Below are 19,552 nucleotides of genomic sequence, written 5' to 3' on the forward strand. Positions count from 1 at the left end.
TTATAGCTATAACGAATTATGGGTTTGGGATTTTACTACTTATTTTACTCTCACTAATCCAATTCAAAATAATCGAGGTCCTTTCCAAAGGTTTCATGTAATCCCAATAAGGAAATAAATGCAATAGTCACTGTAATTATTCCCACCGCCATGGCACTCCAAACTAGCGTATAGTGCAGGGTGTTTCGAAAAAATTCGAACCCAAAGGTAAGCAATACTAAGCCTCCGCGCACAAAATTCGGAACTGTGGTAGTTACTGTGGAGCGTAAATTTGTTCCAAATTGTTCTGATGCAATGGTGATAAATACAGCCCAATACCCTGCTGCAAAACCAAGCAGAGAACAAATAAAATAAAACAGGGGGGCACTGATATTTGTAGTAAATAAATAAATAGGAACAGTAATAATAATGGAAGCCAAATAAAATTTTACAATGTTCTTGCGGTTCTTAAAAAGCTGACTCAAATAGCCACTCATAAAATCGCCTATGGAAGTTCCTAAATAAAAATACATTACAGCACTTCCCGATTCCACATTTTTAATTCCTAATTCTTTTGCAAATTCAGGAGAAAGAAAAACCAAGACTCCAATCAAATACCAAATGGGTAAGCCAATTGTAATACAGCAGAGATAGCGAATAAAGCGCTGCCTATTGGTAAACAATTGAAAAAAATTGCCACGTTTAATCTTACTTTCTTTCACCTTGGCATACATACCCGATTCGAATACGCCTATACGTAACACTAGAAGCACCAGACCCATGGCACCTCCTATAAAATAAGCAGTGGTCCAATCAAAATTTTTACCAATCAATCCGGCCAAAACAGCGCCAAGCACCCCAAATGATACCACCACCATGGTACCGTAGCCGCGTGTTTCCTTACTCATTGATTCGGCTACCAGCGTAATGCCGGCTCCTAACTCGCCTGCTAAACCTATTCCTGCAATAAAGCGTAACCATCCATACGAACTAACATCGGTTACAAATCCATTGGCAATATTGGCTATTGAATACAAAAAAATGCTGCCAAATAAAACAGATAAGCGTCCGCGTTTATCACCTAAAATACCCCATAACAAACCGCCTACTAACATACCAATCATTTGCATGTTAATTAATTTGATGCCGGTTGTTAACAATTCTGCTTCCGGTACACCTATCGATAACAAACTTTGCTTACGTACAATACTGAAGAGTATTAAGTCGTAGATATCAACAAAGTAACCCAAGGCTGCAACAATAATTAATACACTGTGCGATTTATACCATTTATTTTTCATACATCATGTGAATGGATAGAATTGAATGCTAAGAAAAGAAAAATAATGAAGCTGCCGCTACTAAATAAAATAGATATTTTTACGGCTGTGTGTTGATAATTCAAACTCCTCATAAAAAAAAATTAACAGCTGAATTAAACCTTTAGCAAATAATAGTATCCTACTAAAATAGCGACATGAAAAATTATATATCCCAAAATTTTAGTTAGCTCGGAAAGAAGTCAAACGAAACAAGTATGGAGGAATACAGCGACAAAGAACTTCTCGAAAAATTTAGGGATGAAAACACCCGTTCGTACGCATTTAATTTGTTGGTGAAAAAATACCAAAAGAGGCTGTATAACCATATTCGTCGCATGTTAATAGATCACGACGACAGCAATGATGTATTGCAAAATGTGCTGTTGAAAATGTGGAACAACTTGTTAAATTTTAAAGAGGATTCCCAATTATTTACTTGGTTATATCGCATCGCAACAAATGAATCGCTTACCTTTTTAAAAAAGAAGCGAACAAAATTTTTTATTCCAATTGTGGATGTGGAATATCAACTTTCAAAGTCACTCGAGGACGATAATTATTTTAATGGTGATGAAATTCAATTGAAATTGCAAAAAGCAATACTCACATTGCCCGAAAAGCAAAGACTTGTATTTAACATGAAATATTATGAAGATTTTAAATATGAAGCAATGTCGGATGTATTAGGAACTTCGGTAGGTGCATTAAAAGCTTCCTATCACATAGCAGTAAAAAAAATAGAAGAATATGTTTTGAGTCATTAAACCTTTTTGCATAAATACAATCAGAGAAACAAATGGAAACAACAGATAACGAGGAACTGAAAAAAATTGCCCCTCATCTTTTTAACATCGAGAAAAAGGAGGTTTTCAGCACACCCGACAATTATTTTGAAAAACTACCCGGTGAATTGCAGGAAAAAGTAACTGCCCAAGTAAAACCTAAAAATTATTGGGTACCTAATTATAAAACTGCACTTGTAACCGCTTCAATATTTGTATTTATTTTGGTTGGAATTCGATATTATTCAAGCACATCATCTTCCCCAACAAAAGAAATTGCTGCCAACGAAATGGTGCAAGAATTTGATACACTTTACCTGGCATCTGCCAATGAAATAGAATTAGCAGACCAACTGGATGATGAAAGTCTAGAAAGTGCCTCACAACAAATAGAAGCCGGAAGCGACATCAGCAGCAGCGAAATAGAGGATTACTTAATTAGCGATAATATAGATATAACAACAATTACAAACGAATTTTAAACTCCATAAAAATGAAAAAATTAATAGCAATTGTAGGGGTTTCCCTTTCCATACTTACCTCCACACTGGCTCAGCCAGGTGAAGTAGATAAGCAGCACAAAGGCGAACGAAAAGAAAAGGTGGAAGCCATGAAAGTTGCGTATATCACCAATAAGCTGGAACTCACTCCCGCTGAAGCACAACAATTTTGGCCGGTTTTTAATGAATTTGAAAATAAAATTCAAGCCATTCGTCAAAGCCGTAGAAAAGACAGTAAAGACGGGATGGATAATCTCGATCAGCTTAGCGACAAAGAAGTAGAAGCACTCATTGATAGTGAAGTGAGCTTCAGACAAAAAGAATTGGATGTTTTAAAAGAATACCACAACAAATTTAAAGCGGTGTTGCCCATACGAAAAGTTGCAAAATTATACCGCGCACAAGAAGATTTTAAACGAGAATTACTTAAAAAAATTCAGGAGCGAAAAGGCGATCGAAGACCTTAGTTTTTCAAGTGTTGGTTTAGTGAATGAGCCGTCAGCATTTGTTGACGGCTTTTTTTAATTTAATTCTATGCTTATTTTTTTGGTTGAAGTAATGCTTGTTCCTGCAATTCCAGGCACTGTGCTGATGAATGATTGCTCACTTACAATCTCGGCTTTCATACGATTAGTTCTCAAACCTATCAATTTCCAAACGTCCGATTTTTCGCCAATACCATAAGTAACACTGCTTGAATCGGCTACAGAATCCACCACAGTTCCAAGAAATGTGGAATACGTATAATAAAAATGTTTTTCATTTTCTGTTTTCACTAACATACTTTCCTTTTTTTTCATGCCATCTGTCTTATCTTGAAACTCCCATGTTCCATCGTTCTCGTACCGTGTTTTTGAAATGTAAAATCCACCTACAGCTTGGGGCGCATATAAATAGTATTCAAGCACTGAAGACCATTTCCCATTTTTATAAAAATAATAATTTGCTTGACTCACTTTCCCTTTTAATTCCACAAAAGTGCCTGCGGTATCTGAAGTACTTTGGGAATAATTCACTAAGCCAAAATTTTGAACAAATACCACGGTTTTTGTTTTCTTACTCGGGTAACTATAGTCGGTATTAAATTCGCCGGTGTAATTGCTAACCACCCAAGCACCTGCAACCCTATCTTTTCGGGTGTGAAAAGAAAAAAATGGGTCATCTTCTCCTTTACGACAAGCATTAAAGCTCATTATACAAAGCGTAAGAAGTGAACATAAAAGTATGCGATTATTCATTTCTCTTACTTTAATACTGGTGTAAATGGAAAGGTACTACTTTTTTATTGAAAACAAGTAAGAATCAGATTCCTTTCCGGCAGCATCAGTAATCCCGTTAATTTTAATAATGGCATACTTGTCACTGGCAACACTTCCCAATTTAATAATAATAATATCATTGAGTTGAATATTATCAATAATATCAAGCTTTGTGCTGGAGGAATAAGCATTAATTAAACTAACATTGGTAGCATTTGCATAATCAAAGCCATTTGCGCGCACAAATTTCCCGTGGGCGGGAGAAATCCAACTTTTTGCCAAAGCATCTGTTGAATCTGTTGGAAAGTCTTTAATATCAAGCGATGTAGAATCAACTCCCGGTAACAAGGACCATTTTACCGAATTCGTTTCAAGGTCGAAAGCATCTTGATGGTTTAACGATTTACCGGAAAATAGCTGATGCCCTGAAGTCTCAGCCAATACAATTGCAGTATCAGCAGCTACAACAAGCCGCTTTACATCTGAACCGCTATTGCCATCAACATCCATTGCATTGTAGGTAAAAATAATACTCTTACCTGAGGCTGCTGCCGGAATTTTATACTCAAAGTTCATCGAAAAACTCTTTCCATCAATTGTTGAATCAAGTGAGGTAATTTGAAATGCATTATCAATTTTAGAGGTAACGTAAAAACGACTCAAGCGAATATCTGAACTTACGTCAACCGTTACCGATACAACATCCCCCGCACGGCCATAGATATATAAACTTTCCGGATTGGTAAGTACCAAGGGTTGTTTTAATTTTTCTTTTTTACAAGAGGTCGAGGTGAATGTAAGCACCCCAAGAAGCAATATAGCGGCGGCTTTTAAGTTTTGATTCATGCTTTTAATTTATTTCTGTAAAGGTATAAAAAAAGGACCTGACAAAAGCCAGATCCTTTTCATTAAAAATTAACAAGTAATTGTTACTTGGTTTTGATTTTAAACGCTTTTGCTCTTAATGTTACAGTTTTCTTTTTACCTAAAAACTGATATTGCGTTTTTTCTGTAGCAGCAAATGGAAGAATAAAATCTGCATCTGCTTTTTGCATCAATGCATCGTAAGACGCGTTAGCAACAGCTCTATCGGTTGGCACAACACCACCCAACATACCGTTACCTACTGAACCCACCATGTATCGACGACCGCCATACGGCAATCCTAAAACATAGGATTGAGTAGCGGTGCCTGTTACTTCACCAACATATTCTAAGTCATTCATAGTCAACTGCACCTGTGTTATTATGGGTGCAGAAGTAATCATTTTACTATTCATGGTACAAGAAGATGCGAAAGTGAGTATAAAGCCTGCTAATAAATAGGTTACTTTTATTTTTTTCATAATTCTTTATTTTAGAGGTTTATACTTTTTATTATTTGCCGAAATAAATATTTACAGCTAAACGCACATTTTGGTTAGTATCCATTCCAAAACTTCTTTTACCTAATTTGCTGTATTGACGGCCTTGATTTGGATCACCTTCGTAAGTAAAGAACTCAGCTGATGAAGAAACGCTTCCTACTTTGCTTTCAACTTCGTGTTTTGTTTTTCCACCAATATCCCATTTAGCATTCAATCCATACTCTAAACCAACTGAAATAGGCAATTGAGCAACAAATACATTAAAACCAACAATCCATCCCAATCCAACAATACTGTTTTTTGTTGTCAACTTTGTTTTATTAGAATCACCAGCTCTGTTTGTTTTGATGTTATCAATGTTGCTTACTTCTTTCTTAAAGCCTAAATATAAATCAGCTCCAGTGTAAACATCAAAAATATTACCGGCATTAAAATGCTTTTCAACTCCCGGAACGATGATGTATTCTCTTTTGTTCATTTTATTGCTGTACTCAAAAAATTCAGGTCCACCTGGATTAGAGAATGCAGTTGAATCAGCAGATGTTCCTTTAACAGTGCTTGATTTTTTGTAAAGACGCACTCCTAAACGGAAAGCCATATCATCTTCCATATACTTCTTAAATGTGAGAAGATCTCCGGCTCCTAACAAGTTTCCTTTGTAAAGGCTTGCAGTAGCGGAATCTTTGCCTGTTCCAATAGCGAAGGTAAGCGCCATGTCTCCTTTAACGGGACGAGCGCCAATTTTCTCTACTGTAGCATCATTTTCGCGTGTAGATAATTGCGCATAGCTTGATGAAACACCAAAAGCTAATGCAACCAATAATAAAACTTTTTTCATAGTTGTTGTTTTTAGTTAAACTTTTTTAAGTTAAAATTTGAGGCAAATGTAGATAAAAATTGGACTTGCGAAAGTTATACACCTCACCAAAATTATAAACATTGAACTGTTAATATGAAATGAATTGAGCCGCAGAGAATTAATCAAAAAATGATTTTGGCTATTGGTAAGATATAAAAAAAAGAGTATTATCTCGCAATTTAATTGCCAGTCTACTTTTGTGATTTAAAAATGAAATGATGCATATATCAAGGCATTTCCGTTTTTCAATCCGGAATTCAGTTCAAAAATAGTTTTACCTGCAATCACAGATGTTTCTGTTTTTTTCTCAGCATTTATAGCATCCCATCTTTCAGTAACCAATTGCCCATCTCCTTGTTTGCCAAAATTTAAAGTTAAACCATACTCCATTCCAAGTGAAATTTTGGAGAAAATAAAATACTCAAATCCCACAAATCCGCGCATACCTAAACCATATAATGCGCCTTGTTTACTATTTGTAACGCGTTTATCTCCAACTATATTTCCATTAAAATCGTGAGATGCAGGTGCTATTTCATTTTTGGTAAAGCTGTTGCCGTACTTATATTTTTGCTTTATACCCTCTGTATAAAATAGCATTGCCTCTGCTCCATACAATCCTTGCAACCTTGTTTTTCCACGTCTTTTTTCAATTCCTAAACCTATATTAATGCTTGTTTTACTGTATTTCCAACTATCTTCTACAGTTACATTCGGATCTGTTTGACCTGATTTTATGGTATTAAATTTTTCGGAATTAGAATTAACTCCCATGTTCACTTTTATACGTACCGCCCTTTTTGAAGATAGAAAATACTTTCCAATCACAGTTAGGTTACTATCTGCATTAGACTTAAAAACTGAATTTTTGCCGGAAGATGAAAAAACATTTCCTATGTAATTTAAAAATGGACTAGCATCGATAGCAATTGCCCAATCACCGGAATCGGGTAACATTGGTTCGCCCTTTTTAGAAACTAGTTCCTGAGACATGCCCCAATGTGAGGCAAGAAGTAAAAGGGAGGTCAAAATTATTTTTTTCATAGAAGCTCTTATTTTATAAATCGATTGGTTAACGAAGCTTTACGCTTAATATTGTATAGCTAATTTTTCACCCAAAAATATAAATAATATTTAGGTGTCAGAATTGGCTATGCTTTTTGCTCCAATAAAGGAACAAATTTAAAACTGCCGTGATTGGTTTGTTCGAAATTATTCTTGCATTTTACCAAAGAATACATTTCCTGAACTTTTCCCACACCCACCGGAATTACGAGCTTTCCTCCCTCCTTTAATTGCTCCAATAAAGCAGTGGGTATTAAAGGCGCACCCGCAGTTACAAGTATTTTATCGTAGGGTGCAAAAGGGGGAAGCCCTTTATAGCCATCGCCATAAAAAAACTTAGCATTATAGCCTAACTTAGGCAAAAACAACTTGGTTTTGTCGTACAGATTTTTTTGCCGTTCAATGCTAAATACCTTTGCGCCTAAAAAACACAACACTGCTGTTTGGTAACCACTTCCGGTTCCTACCTCCAGCACCTTTTCGCCCTTTTTAATATCCAGCAATTCGGTTTGAAATGCTACCGTATAGGGTTGCGATATAGTTTGCCCTTCCCCAATTGGAAATGCTTTGTCTTGATAGGCAAATTCCAAAAAGGAACTATCCAAAAACAAATGACGGGGTATTGCTTCTATGGCACTCAGTACTAGCGTATTTTTTATTCCTTTTGTTTGCAACAAGGCAACCAACTGCTTTCTAATTCCTTTGTGTTTGTAGTTGTCTTCCATAAAATTTTACCGTAAGCAAATGTAAAAAATGAGCCAAGAAAAACCCGTCTCCGCTACTGCGAAAGAACTAACAAGTGAATGTTATAAAATTAATTAGCCTCGCTATCAGGCACTAATCAAGGAATTTAACTTTGAGGTCATAAACTCATTTCATAAAATGATTCGAATTGGTGTATTAGGCGCTGGTCATCTGGGTAAAATTCATATAAAATTAATTAAGGAAATTCCAACCTTCGATTTAATCGGATTTTACGATCCCGATGATGAAAATGCCGCTAAGGTTATTGCCGAGTTTGGCATAAACCGCTACGATTCAGTGGATAGCTTGCTCGAAGAAGTGGATGCTGTTGATATTGTTACGCCAACCATTACGCACTACAAATGCGCAGCTAAAGCATTAAAAAAATCAAAGCATGTATTTATCGAAAAACCGATAACAAATACCATTAAGGAAGCGAAATCCTTGATTGACCTTACACGCGAAGCTAATGTTAAAGTTCAGGTGGGCCATGTGGAACGGTTTAACCCGGCATTTACCGCTGCCCTTCCTTATTGTTCCAAGCCCATGTTTATTGAAACACATCGCCTTGCACAATTTAATCCTCGTGGAACGGATGTTTCTGTCGTGTTGGATTTAATGATCCACGACATCGACATTATTTTAAGCGTGGTTAAAGCCAATGTAAAAAAAATAAGTGCCAGTGGCGTTGCGGTGGTTAGTGATACTCCCGATATTGCCAATGCGCGGTTGGAATTCGACAACGGATGCGTGGCCAATCTTACCGCCAGTAGAATCTCTATGAAGAACATGCGTAAAACACGCTTTTTTCAGAAAGATGCCTACATATCAATCGACTTTTTAGAAAAGGAAGCTAATATAGTTAGGCTAAAAAACATAGAAGGAGAGCCTGATCCGTTGTCGGTTACCATCGATTTAGGAAAAGGAAAAGGGCAAAAGCAAATTTATTTCGATTCTCCTAAGCCTCAAGCAGTCAATGCGATAAAAAAAGAGCTCGAAACGTTTTATGATGCGATAGTTAACGATACCACTCCAATTGTGAGCATTGACGACGGTTATAAGGCACTCGATGTGGCTTATAAAATCATAAATAAATTAAAATTTCCAAACGATTTATTAGATACCTCACAATAAATAACAATATTTGCCGTTCTAAAATTTTTAAGGTGTACTATTTTCGTTTGGATGATTAGAATTTACTCGGCATTTATTATTGCATTTTTGTGCTCAATTCTTTTTTTTGGACTTGCTTCCTGCAGCAAATTCGATAAGGAAGAACCCATTCCTGCCTACATTCAAATTAATGCAATAGATTTAATAGTTCCCGATTCTTTAAAATCTTTGCAAGGATCAAATTCTTCCAAAATTGTTGATGCCTGGGTTTATTTAGATGATCGACTACAAGGAATTTACGAATTGCCGGCAAAATTTCCTGTTCTAAAAGACGGTGACTATAATCTGCGCATTAAAGCTGGAATTAAAGAAAATGGCATTGGAAGTACTCGCCCCATATATCCATTTTACACAGAGTTTGCCTCTTCTATTAAATTAGAAAAAGAAAAAATTACCAGCGTATCACCAAGCGTTTATTATAAAAGTTATACTAACTTTTTGTGGAAAGAAAACTTTGATGGCATCACTGTTTCATTAACCAAACGGCCAAGCTCCGACACTTCATTAACCTTGGTATCCAATGCCTTTGATGGAACAAATTCTATGGCCGGTTACCTGGATGCCAATCACAACACTTTTGAATATGCCTCTGAAAAAGCTTTTGTTCTCCCTACCAACAACACCTCCGTTTTTCTGGAAATGAATTTCAAAACCAATGCTCCAATTATGGTTGGATTTATTGCCATTGTTGCCGGTGTAGAATACCCGCAGCCAGTAGTAACCCTAAATCCAACAAACGACGACTTTTCTATATTAACATGGAACAAAATTTATGTAAACCTTACAGGAACCTTGGAATATTTCGCTGCTGCCGATAATTTTAAAATCTATTTTCGCGTCGAGAAGCCTGCAGATGGCACTAATGCTGAATTTTACCTCGACAATATTAAGTTAGTGAAGTGATGTTATGAGTAAGAATACATATCGCATATTATACATATTTTTCGATTTATTAGCTGCAGCGCTTTCGTGGAGCTGCTTTTATGTATTTCGAAAAATAAATATCGAACCCGTTAAATACGGTTTTAAAGTTCCATTTAATTTTTCTGAGAAATTTTTTCTTGCCCTTGCCCTTGTTCCGCTCTTTTGGGTCTTGTTGTATGCTGCTACAGGAACTTATAAAAATGTGTTTCGGAAATCGCGTTTAGGCGAATTAGGACAAACACTCTTAATATCCCTCATCGGTGTTATTGTTTTATTTTTTTCGCTCCTGCTGGATGATGAAATATATTCGTATAAAACATACTACTATTCCTTTATTGCGCTGTTCTTAATACATTTTTTTGCGACTTATTTCTTCCGATTTTTAATTTCCACCAACATCGTACATAAAATCCATAACCGCAAAATTGGCTTCAATACCATTATTGTGGGTAGTAATGAAAATGCCTGGAACTTGTACGAAGAAATCCAAGGTCAAAAAAAATCATCCGGGAATAAATTCGTTGGCTTTGTAACCGTTGAGAACAAAAACGGAAGGAGTCACATGCTACTCGAAAAACTGAGCCATTTAGGTGAAATTAATAAACTGAAAAGTATTATTGATACTCATAAAGTAGAAGAAGTTATTATAGCTATTGAATCGGGTGAGCACGAATTTATTGGAAGAATCATTAATGAATTAGACGATACCAATTGCATCATTAAAGTGATTCCGGATATGTATGATATACTTTCCGGATCGGTAAAAATGACTTCCATTTTCGGGGCTGCACTAATTGAAATTTCAAGAAACATAATGCCTACTTGGCAGTTTTATGTAAAACGATTCATGGATATAGCAGTATCCTTGATTGCTTTGATATTACTCTCACCGGTATATTTAATTGTAGCCATCATCATTAAATCCGGCTCTAAAGGTCCTGTTTTTTATAGTCATGAGCGAATTGGTATTCATGGCAAACCCTTTAAAATTCACAAGTTCCGCTCCATGTTTATCGATGCCGAAAAAAATGGACCTGAATTAAGTAGTCAATCCGATTCAAGAATTACCCCTTTTGGTAGATTTATGCGTAAGGTAAGGTTGGATGAAATTCCACAGTTTTGGAATGTGCTAACCAACGATATGTCTTTGGTAGGACCTCGACCGGAACGGCAATATTTTATTGATCAAATTGTTCAAAAGGCACCACATTACAAACATTTGCATAAAGTGCGCCCGGGCATCACCTCCTGGGGTCAAGTAAAATACGGCTATGCCGAAAATGTGGACCAGATGATAGAGCGCCTTAAATACGATATCTTATACATCGAAAACATGTCGCTCGCGGTAGACATAAAAATCATGATTTATACGGTATTGATTGTGGTTCAGGGAAGAGGAAAATAATAGCCTTTATATTTCCCTTTTCAAATAAGACAAAAACAATTCTAATCCTTTTTTCTTCCCTTCATCTAAATCAAACTGAATATTGGTATTCAGGTAATGTGCTGCATCCAAACCAGGAATAGCTTGCAATTTAAGTTGTTCAATCACCTTTGCTTTGTTATCGATTCCATAACGCACTGCCGCTTCAAAAGAACTTAAAAACACATCGGGCAATTTTTTATTGGCTACCCATGCTGCAAATACAAAAGAAAGGCCTGTGAAATTCTTCCATTCCTCTGAGAGATCGTAACTGTATTTGTAGGTATTTTTAAGTGAAAAGGTTCTGTCTCCAATCACCACCGCCGCAGTGGTTCCCGAAATATCAGCTATGAAATCTTCTGTTGCATTTTTCCATACCGGCGCAATTTTCCAAAATTTTTCCGAAAGCAGTTGAACCAATTGCACAGAAGTGCGCGAATGAAAATCCAATAAAATTGTTCGTATTTCTCGCAGTGGAACATCACTGAACAAAAGCACCGAACCAACCGCTCCATCCGCACCAATACAATAATCCGAAATGATGTGGTATTCCTCCAACTGTGGCAATATGGCAACCGGCACCAAACCAACATCAACTTTATTAGTCAATAATTTTTGTGCGCAAACAGCCGGAATATCTTTTTGTAGTTCAAACTTTTTTTCTCCCGGATAATTTTCCAATCCATATACAAAGGGCAATGAATTGGTGTAACTCACTACCGAAACTTTGATTTTTTTATCCGCCATTTTTGATGCTTCTTACCACACAAATAAAAGAAAATAAATGTTGTGAAAAGGGTCTCAATTCACAAAAGTATCTCCACGCATTAACCGGAAACGTTTTCTTGCTTCTACGGTGTACAAACTACCTGGATAATTGGTAAGGAGTTCCTGGTATAATTCTTTGGCCTTTTCCTGATTTTTCAGGTGATATTGATTTAATTCCGCAAGTTTAAACACTGCATCATCTCCTAAAATATCAGTCGAATATTTATCTCTTATTTCTTGAAGAAATGCAGCAGCTGTTTCAAATTTTCCACGCTTAAATTCTATTTGATATTTTTTAAATAATATCTCATCATCAATGGCATGCGTTGGAAATTGCTTTGTAATGCTATCCAAAGTAAGCAAAGCGAAACTATCCTTGTTTTGATATACCAACAAATCCGCTCGAGCATACATTTCCAATGGAACAAAATTAGAATCAACTGTATTATCTGAAATTAAGAGCGACAAGTCCAAAGCATCATTTGCAATTAGCTTTGCAGTGGATGATTTCAAAACATTTAACTGTGCGCGACTCCATTCAAAATCACCGTGATAATAAGAAAGGCGCGCATTTCTAAACTTCGCCTCCTGTCCAATTGGTTCCTCTTTAAATGCCTTTTCAACTTGCGAATACAACAAAGTAGTTTCCCAAATCTCACCGGTAAAAAGTAAAATATCGGCCAATTCTAACTTACATTCAGCTATGGTCTTTGGATCGGCTCGTTGATAGGTGATCGCCTCATTTAAAATTCCTATAGCACTATCTGCATCATACAAATAAAATGCTTCCAAATGTGCAAGTCCGCGCAACAAAGGCAATGTAGCCGGAGATTTTCCTAATTCAGTTAAAGTGCTTAAATAGGTTCGCTTTAAAATCGCCAAATCCAAAGGTGTATAAGCAGGGTTGTTTACAATTTTAGCATTTAAACTCGTTACCAACTCCATGCGGGCAGTGGTGTAATGAGCATTCGCTTTTCCTTGTTCGATGATGTATTGATAGCACTTGGAAGCCACATCGTAATCCTTATTAGAACTTGCTAAGGTGGCTAATGCCATAATTTTGCTACCATCCAAATGTTGTCGTTTATCTAAGGCCTTGCTTTGCATAAAGGCCGACTCAAAATCCCTTTCCTGCACATACAACCAAATCAGCATTTCGGAATAAACTGAATTATCAAGACTCGTTTGAATGCGCTTAAGTAATTGTGTTTTAAGGATCTTGTTCTTCTTACCACCCTCATCCTCTCCAATGCTTGTTTGCAGCGCATTTTGAACATTTTGCAAGTAAATGGTATTCAACGCCAACACATCCAAATACTCCCGAATCATATTTTCATAATCGCCTTTCTGAAAATACAGTTCTGCCATTTCAAAATAAAAGTTGTAGCTGCTACCTACCAGTTTTCGACCACGTAGATAGGTTTTCATGGCAAAATCCATTTCTCCCATATCTATAAAATAACGAGCCAAATTGATTACTTGATTTTGATCTGGTGGCATAGTTGCGATGACAGACTCGAATTCCTTTTTTGCTTTTTCAAGGTCGTCGGCGCTTTTATATACCTTTCCCAAATCCACCCGAAACTGCAATTCTTGAGGCACCCGGCGGATTTGCCGTTTCACTAAACGTTCAGCAGTTTTAAAATCTTTGAGATTTAGCAAGCATTCTAAATAATGCTCGTAATAATTAAAATCGTCAGGGTTTTTATCAAATAATTTTTCATATAAATCCGACGCCTTATCAAATTCACCACGTGCGTAATATTGTAAAGCCAATTGTTCATTCTTATCTTCTTGCGCCGCTGCGATTTGCACAAAGAAATAAAAACTTAAAAAAAACAAATTTCGCAATAGGTATTTCATCATTTTTTTATGGATTCAATAAACTTCTGCACCTTGGGCTGCACTGCATTAAACTGCTTTTCTTTTTGAAAAAACTCAGCCCTTTTACGCGCTACAAAAGCATTTAGTTTACGAACTGTGGTGGATTCAGTGGCAAAATATTTTTCAAATTCCTCCGGTTTGATGTCGGTTTTTTCATAGTCATGTTTCAAATTCAACAGTTGTTGTTTTGTAAAATCCAATTCCTTTTTCAACATCAATGCATAGTTTTCATTGCCTTTTCCTTCCTCCTCCTCTTCAGCATTTATTGTTTTATAATCCTTAAGAAAGGCAGCCGTTGTAATATCCAAGGTATCTTTAAAATTGTTTTGAATAAACTCCAAATCCGCCTCAATTTTTTTAGCCGTTTCCTCCTCCTTTTCAAAGTCAATATCAGCCGCCATTTTTGTGGTTGAATCTAATACCACCAACACACTGTCAATTCGGGCAATAACTTTTGGATCGGAATGATTGCACCCATAGTTCAAGCCTGTTAGGATGAGTAAAGAAAATGCAATTTTTTTGTATGACATAAATTCAAGCGTTAATAATTTCTAATTTTTAATAAATTTGATAGGTATTCGAGGGCTAAGTCCAACTCCGGTTGAAATCCGTTTCGGCAATTTAATCCAATTCTGAGCTGTATTCGTTTTTACCCCAGCATTAAAATCAAAATAAATAAACGCAGTGTTATTAATTTTTGATCCAGGAGATAAATTTTGTTTTGGCTTAATACTGTATTGAATGTAGCCGTGGCTATGCGCTTCATCACTTAAACTATCTGCAAGATTTATGTGGGGGAAATTAAATCTTGCGATGTTTCCTTTAATCTCAAGCTGAGGCTGATGACTAAATGCAAGCAATTCAAAACTACTCACTTCCAAATCCGAATCAAGCGAATCAAGCACATATATGTGCTGCGCATCAGCATTACCGGTATTTTGAAAGCGAATGGTGTAAGTTAGCTTTTCTTGTAACGCTTCAATTGCTCCGTCTGGTGATACGGCTTTATCATTTGGATCAAAGCTGTTTAAAATAGCGAAACATTGGCTCATAGCATTGTTTCCAGGATTCACATCATTGCTTGAAATCTCTACAGAAGCTTGCACACAAATTAAATTCCCTATCTGGGCACTAGTATCTATTTGCACTTTTATTCTAAAATCAGCATCAAAGTTTACAATGCCAAAATTATTGATTATGTAGGTTAAAGTATCTCCATTAACTTGAGGAGTCATGGAGCTTGCTGATGAAAAATAGTGAACCGGGCCACTAAGTATTACCTTAACCGAACCCCCAACTCCATTCATACAATGGAGTCCATATTGATTAGAAGCATCGCCCGCTTTTATTTTTAAGGTGGCAAAATTTGCTGGGCGAAAATTTCCGTCATCACTAACTATTGCTAATACTCTTGCATCATATCCCCCATCACACGCCAGACCAAAATTTTGATCTGAAAAAGTTGAGTGCGTATTTGTAATTGTGATGGTATTTTTTCCGGAAGCCGGACATACTGTTGTAACCGGAGAGTTGGTTGTATCAATGCTAAACGTATAATTTCCTGTTCCTGCTTTTAAATGAAAGTTCCCTTGGGTATCCGTAGTTGATTGCCAAACTAAATTAGTACCGTTGAACAAATTGATTTTGATATTTTTTATTCCCGCTTCGGTGGAATCCTTTATACAATTTGAATTTTGTTCGTGAAAAACCCTGCCATTAATTTCATAATAAAAATAACATTGCTGCGGATTAAATGGATCGCATTTTGGCAAAGACATTAGGCCTTCATCATTATAACCATTCGGATCATAATTGTCGAAAACACAAGTAATACCGGTATTGCTAAATTGACAATACTGAATTTCACCAAACTTTGGTAAGCAAGTTAAATTAGGGTTATTTCGGATATCTAATGAGCCCAAATAAATTGATGAAAGATCTGGAAGATCGACTAAAAGATTATCAGAGCAATCAAGGGATTCAATTGAGTTTGGCAATGCAGGCAAGTGAACAAATTTATTTCCATCGCAGGAAAATTGCCTTAATAATGGAGGTAATGGGGGCAAGAGAGTTAAATTTAAACCGCCGCAACCAAGATCCAATATTGATGCTGGTACTGGAGGTAATGAAGTGAAAAGATTATAACTGCAATCGAAGCTTCTCAAGTTAGGAGGCAATGAATCGGGAAAGGTGGGCAATAAATTATAACCAAAATCTAAATCTAGCATCCCGGACGGAAGGCTTGGCAAATGTGTCAATTTATTACCATAACAATTTAAAGTCACTAACGTCAATGGCAATTGAGGCAAACTATCAATTTTATTATTATAGCACTCCAGGTGGGTTAAGTTTTGAGGTAAGGGGGGCAAATCGGTCAACTTATTTTGATAGCAGGAAAATGTCTTCAAAGATGAAGGTAAACCTGGCATTGTTTTAATTTGATTACTTCCACAATTAAAATTTACCAAATTTGGTGGTAAAGCCGGTAAACTATCCAAACTATTATAATTACAATCTAAATTTATTAATGTGTTAGGCAAAGGAGGAAGTCGTACTAAATTATTTGTCCAGCAGGTTAAATTTTCTAATGAATCCGGAATTTCTAAATAAACCATATGATTTCCTAAGCATTCTAATGTTCGCAAGGATTGCGGCAAATGACGTAAAGTGTCAAAATGATTATCAGCGCATTTTAGCGTTTGCAAAAGCTTAGGTAAGCGTGGAAATCTGGTAATTGGATTATGGGTGCAATCCAAGCTTAACAAATTGTCAAAATAACTAACTCCCTCTAGGCTTTGAATATTCAAACTATAAAGATATAGGCTCGTAACATTAGGAATTTGAGAACAGGTTGTATCCAGCATTGTACCGCTAAAACAAGAACTCAAGCCGTAACTATTTTTTAGGATATTCCGAAAAGCAGGATCCGGGACATTCACATATTGCGCTTCTAACCTACTAGTTGTTTCAAAAAGTAATAAAAACAATAATAGTCTTTTCATAAGATACAGTTTATGTAATCTAAACTCTGTAGTTCTTGCAATGCTTCTGAAGTATTCTTACGAATCTCAATACCCTTCTTAATTTGAAACAAAGTAATCATTCATAAAGTTTGCTTCGCCCTTTGTCCTCGTTTTTCTAATCTCAATCAATCCACTCAAACCCTGTATAAGCAACCAATGCCTTAGGAATTCTAATTCCTTTTTCAGTTTGATTATTTTCCAACAAAGAAGCAACAATGCGCGGTAAGGCCAAAGCACTTCCATTCAAAGTATGAGCCAATTGTGGCTTTGCATCTCCTTCTTTAAAACGTAATTTTAATCTGTTGCTTTGAAAGGTTTCGAAATTGGAAACGGAACTTACTTCCAACCATTTTTCCTGTGCGGCACTATATGCCTCAAAATCATACGTGAGTGCTGATGCAAAACTCATATCACCACCACAAAGCTTTAAAATTCGAAAAGGCAATTCCAATTTACGCATCAAGCCTGCCACATATTCGCGCATTTGTTCGAGCGTTTCATAACTTTTATCGGGATGGGCAATCTGCACAATTTCTACTTTATCAAATTGATGCAAACGATTTAAACCGCGCACATCCTTCCCGTAACTGCCTGCTTCTCTGCGAAAGCAAGGTGTGTAGCCACAATTTTTAATCGGAAACTGCTCCGCTTTTAAAATCACATCTCGATAAATATTTGTGATAGGAACCTCTGCGGTAGGAATCAAATACAAATTATCGATAGGCGAATGATACATCTGCCCTTCCTTATCGGGCAATTGCCCTGTACCGTATCCTGAAGCTTCATTCACCAAAATGGGAGGTTGAACCTCCAAGTAACCTGCAGCAATAGCGTTATCCAAAAAGAAATTAATTAATGCTCTCTGCAAACGAGCTCCCTTTCCTTTATACACCGGAAATCCTGCACCGGTAAGCTTTACACCCAATTCAAAATCAATTAAATCGTATTGTGAAGCCAATTCCCAATGTGGTTTCGCACCCGCATACAGCTTTGGAATATCCCCTTCTTGAAACACATTTTCATTGTCGGCCGGTGTTTTTCCTTTGGGTACTTTTTTACTCGGTGTATTGGGGACGGTAAGCAATAATTTGGTTTGTTCAGCTTCAATATCCTTAAGGCTTTCATCCAATTTTTTTGAACTCTCTTTTAAAGCCCCACTTTTGTTTTTCAAATCATCTGCTTCCGCCTTTTTACCTTGCTTATATAAATCTCCAACCTGTTTAGCTAGCGTATTTGATTCGTTTAATAAACTGTCTAATTCATTTTGAGTGCGTCGACGGTCATTGTCGAGTTCGAATACTTTTTCAATGATTTCTTTTGCATCAAAATTTTTAATGGCCAATCGTTGAATTACTTCTTCTTTGTTGTCGCGAATGTGATTGAGTTGTAGCATAAATTGAGTGTTAGAACTGGATACTTTGTTTTTTTGTATTGTTGAGTCTAAATAACTTTTGTTTCTAAATGGTGTAAGCGTTTCCGCTTAAGTTTTAATAGAACGCTGATGACGCTGATAATTATGATTAACGCTGATTTGATTTCGTAGCAACAATACTATTGTAGTCGACAAATTTAAAAATCAGATTGGTATAAATAAAAATCTCCTGAACTTAGCAAAGCCCAGGAGATTCTTTTGTAAAACTACAAACGTCTTAAGCTTCAGCAGCAAATGCCTCAACCGAAACGTATGATTTATCGTTACGTGTTTTTCTGAAGGTAACAGTACCATCCACCAATGCAAACAAAGTATGGTCTTTACCAATACCTACGTTAACACCCGGATTGTGTTTTGTACCACGCTGACGAACAATAATGTTTCCAGCAATAGCTAACTGACCACCAAAGATTTTAACACCTAATCTTTTGCTATGTGACTCACGGCCGTTCTTAGAACTACCCGCACCTTTTTTATGTGCCATTTCTTATTTTCCTTTATTTATTAATAATTAAGCAGTAATAGATTCGATAAGAATCTTAGTAAACTGCTGGCGGTGACCGTTTGATTTTTGGTACCCTTTTCTACGTTTCTTTTTGAAAACGATTACTTTATCGCCTTTGTCGTGCGACATAATTTTTGCGGAAACTTTAGCTCCGCTGATAACTGGGGCGCCCACTTTCACTTTGCCATCATTTTCAATCAGCATAACAGAATCAAAATTAACTTTTGAATCTACTGCGCCTTCTAAACGATGTACAAAGAGATGCTGGTCTTTAGCAACTTTAAATTGCTGCCCTGCTATTTCTACAATTGCGTACATTTTTTTGTTTTTAATTGGTTAATAATTTCTCCCTATTTTTCAATCGGGGCTGCGAAAGTAAGAAATATATTTTTACTTACAAAATTTTAGAATTACAACTCCAATTATCACTTCCTACAAAAAAAAAATCAACGTTCATGCAATTGAAACAATTTTGCCTAAAAAATCGTAAAAAACGCAAAAATTTTGATCAAAGATGTGAGAAAAATTTAGACAGTTAATAAA

20 protein-coding genes are annotated in these 19,552 nt (G+C 36.3%); 6 read left to right on the forward strand and 14 right to left on the reverse strand.

Features of this window, described 5'->3' with window-relative positions:
- Nucleotides 1-53 precede the first annotated feature (53 nt).
- Complete coding sequence (locus IPP32_16780) at nt 54-1,280, reverse strand: MFS transporter (GenBank protein MBL0049737.1); 1,227 nt, start codon at nt 1,278-1,280, stop codon at nt 54-56.
- Nucleotides 1,281-1,516: 236 nt separating this feature from the next.
- On the opposite strand from IPP32_16780, the gene IPP32_16785 reads away from it, so the two are divergent.
- The 3 genes from IPP32_16785 to IPP32_16795 are packed head-to-tail and all read left to right on the forward strand — an operon-like array spanning nt 1,517 to nt 3,050.
- Nucleotides 1,517-2,065, forward strand: coding sequence for a sigma-70 family RNA polymerase sigma factor (locus IPP32_16785; protein ID MBL0049738.1), 549 nt, complete (start codon nt 1,517-1,519; stop codon nt 2,063-2,065).
- Between the two features lie 32 nt (nt 2,066-2,097).
- A complete protein-coding gene (locus IPP32_16790) occupies nt 2,098-2,565 on the forward strand; it encodes a hypothetical protein (GenBank protein MBL0049739.1) in 468 nt (155 codons plus the stop codon).
- 11 nt (nt 2,566-2,576) lie between these two features.
- The gene (locus IPP32_16795) at nt 2,577-3,050 is read left to right on the forward strand and encodes a hypothetical protein (GenBank protein ID MBL0049740.1); all 474 of its coding nucleotides are present in this window, start codon (nt 2,577-2,579) and stop codon (nt 3,048-3,050) included.
- A gap of 54 nt (nt 3,051-3,104) precedes the next feature.
- Here IPP32_16795 and IPP32_16800 read toward each other — a convergent pair whose 3' ends face one another.
- From IPP32_16800 to IPP32_16825, 6 genes are all read right to left on the reverse strand, one after another.
- Entirely contained in the window at nt 3,105-3,821 is a 717-nt protein-coding gene (locus tag IPP32_16800) for a hypothetical protein (protein MBL0049741.1), read from the reverse strand.
- A 36-nt stretch (nt 3,822-3,857) separates the two neighbouring features.
- On the reverse strand, nt 3,858-4,688 hold the full coding sequence (locus IPP32_16805; protein ID MBL0049742.1) for a hypothetical protein: 831 nt from the start codon (nt 4,686-4,688) through the stop codon (nt 3,858-3,860).
- Nucleotides 4,689-4,771: 83 nt separating this feature from the next.
- A complete protein-coding gene (locus tag IPP32_16810) occupies nt 4,772-5,188 on the reverse strand; it encodes a hypothetical protein (protein MBL0049743.1) in 417 nt (138 codons plus the stop codon).
- A 31-nt stretch (nt 5,189-5,219) separates the two neighbouring features.
- Nucleotides 5,220-6,047, reverse strand: coding sequence for a hypothetical protein (locus tag IPP32_16815; protein MBL0049744.1), 828 nt, complete (start codon nt 6,045-6,047; stop codon nt 5,220-5,222).
- 225 nt (nt 6,048-6,272) lie between these two features.
- A complete protein-coding gene (locus IPP32_16820; protein MBL0049745.1) occupies nt 6,273-7,112 on the reverse strand; it encodes a hypothetical protein in 840 nt (279 codons plus the stop codon).
- A gap of 107 nt (nt 7,113-7,219) precedes the next feature.
- The gene (locus IPP32_16825; GenBank protein ID MBL0049746.1) at nt 7,220-7,858 is read right to left on the reverse strand and encodes a protein-L-isoaspartate(D-aspartate) O-methyltransferase; all 639 of its coding nucleotides are present in this window, start codon (nt 7,856-7,858) and stop codon (nt 7,220-7,222) included.
- Nucleotides 7,859-8,015: 157 nt separating this feature from the next.
- Between IPP32_16825 and IPP32_16830 the strand changes: the two genes are divergently transcribed.
- Genes IPP32_16830 through IPP32_16840 form a run of 3 tightly spaced genes read left to right on the forward strand, consistent with a single transcriptional unit; the run spans nt 8,016 to nt 11,379 of the window.
- The gene (locus IPP32_16830; GenBank protein MBL0049747.1) at nt 8,016-9,011 is read left to right on the forward strand and encodes a Gfo/Idh/MocA family oxidoreductase; all 996 of its coding nucleotides are present in this window, start codon (nt 8,016-8,018) and stop codon (nt 9,009-9,011) included.
- Nucleotides 9,012-9,062: 51 nt separating this feature from the next.
- A complete protein-coding gene (locus IPP32_16835; GenBank protein ID MBL0049748.1) occupies nt 9,063-9,953 on the forward strand; it encodes a hypothetical protein in 891 nt (296 codons plus the stop codon).
- Between the two features lie 4 nt (nt 9,954-9,957).
- Entirely contained in the window at nt 9,958-11,379 is a 1,422-nt protein-coding gene (locus tag IPP32_16840; GenBank protein MBL0049749.1) for a sugar transferase, read from the forward strand.
- A 6-nt stretch (nt 11,380-11,385) separates the two neighbouring features.
- Here the strand turns inward: IPP32_16840 and IPP32_16845 are convergent, their stop codons facing one another.
- From IPP32_16845 to rplU, 7 genes are all read right to left on the reverse strand, one after another.
- A complete protein-coding gene (locus IPP32_16845) occupies nt 11,386-12,144 on the reverse strand; it encodes a menaquinone biosynthesis protein (GenBank protein ID MBL0049750.1) in 759 nt (252 codons plus the stop codon).
- A 54-nt stretch (nt 12,145-12,198) separates the two neighbouring features.
- On the reverse strand, nt 12,199-14,031 hold the full coding sequence (locus IPP32_16850) for a tetratricopeptide repeat protein (GenBank protein MBL0049751.1): 1,833 nt from the start codon (nt 14,029-14,031) through the stop codon (nt 12,199-12,201).
- Entirely contained in the window at nt 14,028-14,579 is a 552-nt protein-coding gene (locus IPP32_16855; protein MBL0049752.1) for a hypothetical protein, read from the reverse strand. The genes IPP32_16850 and IPP32_16855 overlap by 4 nt, the downstream gene beginning before the upstream one ends.
- A 21-nt stretch (nt 14,580-14,600) precedes the next feature.
- Entirely contained in the window at nt 14,601-17,051 is a 2,451-nt protein-coding gene (locus IPP32_16860; protein ID MBL0049753.1) for a hypothetical protein, read from the reverse strand.
- Nucleotides 17,052-17,193: 142 nt separating this feature from the next.
- Nucleotides 17,194-18,465, reverse strand: a complete 1,272-nt coding sequence (gene serS, locus IPP32_16865) for a serine--tRNA ligase (protein MBL0049754.1) — start codon at nt 18,463-18,465, stop codon at nt 17,194-17,196.
- A gap of 256 nt (nt 18,466-18,721) precedes the next feature.
- A complete protein-coding gene (gene rpmA, locus IPP32_16870) occupies nt 18,722-18,988 on the reverse strand; it encodes a 50S ribosomal protein L27 (GenBank protein MBL0049755.1) in 267 nt (88 codons plus the stop codon).
- 27 nt (nt 18,989-19,015) lie between these two features.
- Nucleotides 19,016-19,327, reverse strand: coding sequence for a 50S ribosomal protein L21 (gene rplU / locus IPP32_16875; GenBank protein ID MBL0049756.1), 312 nt, complete (start codon nt 19,325-19,327; stop codon nt 19,016-19,018).
- Nucleotides 19,328-19,552 lie beyond the last annotated feature (225 nt).

It is taken from the genome of Bacteroidota bacterium (assembly GCA_016721765.1).
Taxonomy (GTDB): Bacteria; Bacteroidota; Bacteroidia; order UBA4408; family UBA4408; genus UBA4408.

Excerpts from the sequence above, each read along its gene's own strand:
- IPP32_16855 (MBL0049752.1), bottom strand. The coding sequence starts at position 14,579 with ATGTCATACAAAAAAATTGCATTTTCTTTACTCATCCTAACAGGCTTG.
- IPP32_16840 (MBL0049749.1), top strand. The coding sequence starts at position 9,958 with ATGAGTAAGAATACATATCGCATATTATACATATTTTTCGATTTATTA.
- IPP32_16825 (MBL0049746.1), bottom strand. The coding sequence starts at position 7,858 with ATGGAAGACAACTACAAACACAAAGGAATTAGAAAGCAGTTGGTTGCC.
- IPP32_16830 (MBL0049747.1), top strand. The coding sequence starts at position 8,016 with ATGATTCGAATTGGTGTATTAGGCGCTGGTCATCTGGGTAAAATTCAT.
- IPP32_16850 (MBL0049751.1), bottom strand. The coding sequence starts at position 14,031 with ATGATGAAATACCTATTGCGAAATTTGTTTTTTTTAAGTTTTTATTTC.
- IPP32_16835 (MBL0049748.1), top strand. The coding sequence starts at position 9,063 with ATGATTAGAATTTACTCGGCATTTATTATTGCATTTTTGTGCTCAATT.
- IPP32_16790 (MBL0049739.1), top strand. The coding sequence starts at position 2,098 with ATGGAAACAACAGATAACGAGGAACTGAAAAAAATTGCCCCTCATCTT.
- IPP32_16845 (MBL0049750.1), bottom strand. The coding sequence starts at position 12,144 with ATGGCGGATAAAAAAATCAAAGTTTCGGTAGTGAGTTACACCAATTCA.
- IPP32_16785 (MBL0049738.1), top strand. The coding sequence starts at position 1,517 with ATGGAGGAATACAGCGACAAAGAACTTCTCGAAAAATTTAGGGATGAA.
- rpmA (MBL0049755.1), bottom strand. The coding sequence starts at position 18,988 with ATGGCACATAAAAAAGGTGCGGGTAGTTCTAAGAACGGCCGTGAGTCA.
- serS (MBL0049754.1), bottom strand. The coding sequence starts at position 18,465 with ATGCTACAACTCAATCACATTCGCGACAACAAAGAAGAAGTAATTCAA.
- IPP32_16860 (MBL0049753.1), bottom strand. The coding sequence starts at position 17,051 with ATGAAAAGACTATTATTGTTTTTATTACTTTTTGAAACAACTAGTAGG.
- IPP32_16815 (MBL0049744.1), bottom strand. The coding sequence starts at position 6,047 with ATGAAAAAAGTTTTATTATTGGTTGCATTAGCTTTTGGTGTTTCATCA.
- rplU (MBL0049756.1), bottom strand. The coding sequence starts at position 19,327 with ATGTACGCAATTGTAGAAATAGCAGGGCAGCAATTTAAAGTTGCTAAA.
- IPP32_16805 (MBL0049742.1), bottom strand. The coding sequence starts at position 4,688 with ATGAATCAAAACTTAAAAGCCGCCGCTATATTGCTTCTTGGGGTGCTT.
- IPP32_16820 (MBL0049745.1), bottom strand. The coding sequence starts at position 7,112 with ATGAAAAAAATAATTTTGACCTCCCTTTTACTTCTTGCCTCACATTGG.
- IPP32_16795 (MBL0049740.1), top strand. The coding sequence starts at position 2,577 with ATGAAAAAATTAATAGCAATTGTAGGGGTTTCCCTTTCCATACTTACC.
- IPP32_16780 (MBL0049737.1), bottom strand. The coding sequence starts at position 1,280 with ATGAAAAATAAATGGTATAAATCGCACAGTGTATTAATTATTGTTGCA.
- IPP32_16800 (MBL0049741.1), bottom strand. The coding sequence starts at position 3,821 with ATGAATAATCGCATACTTTTATGTTCACTTCTTACGCTTTGTATAATG.
- IPP32_16810 (MBL0049743.1), bottom strand. The coding sequence starts at position 5,188 with ATGAAAAAAATAAAAGTAACCTATTTATTAGCAGGCTTTATACTCACT.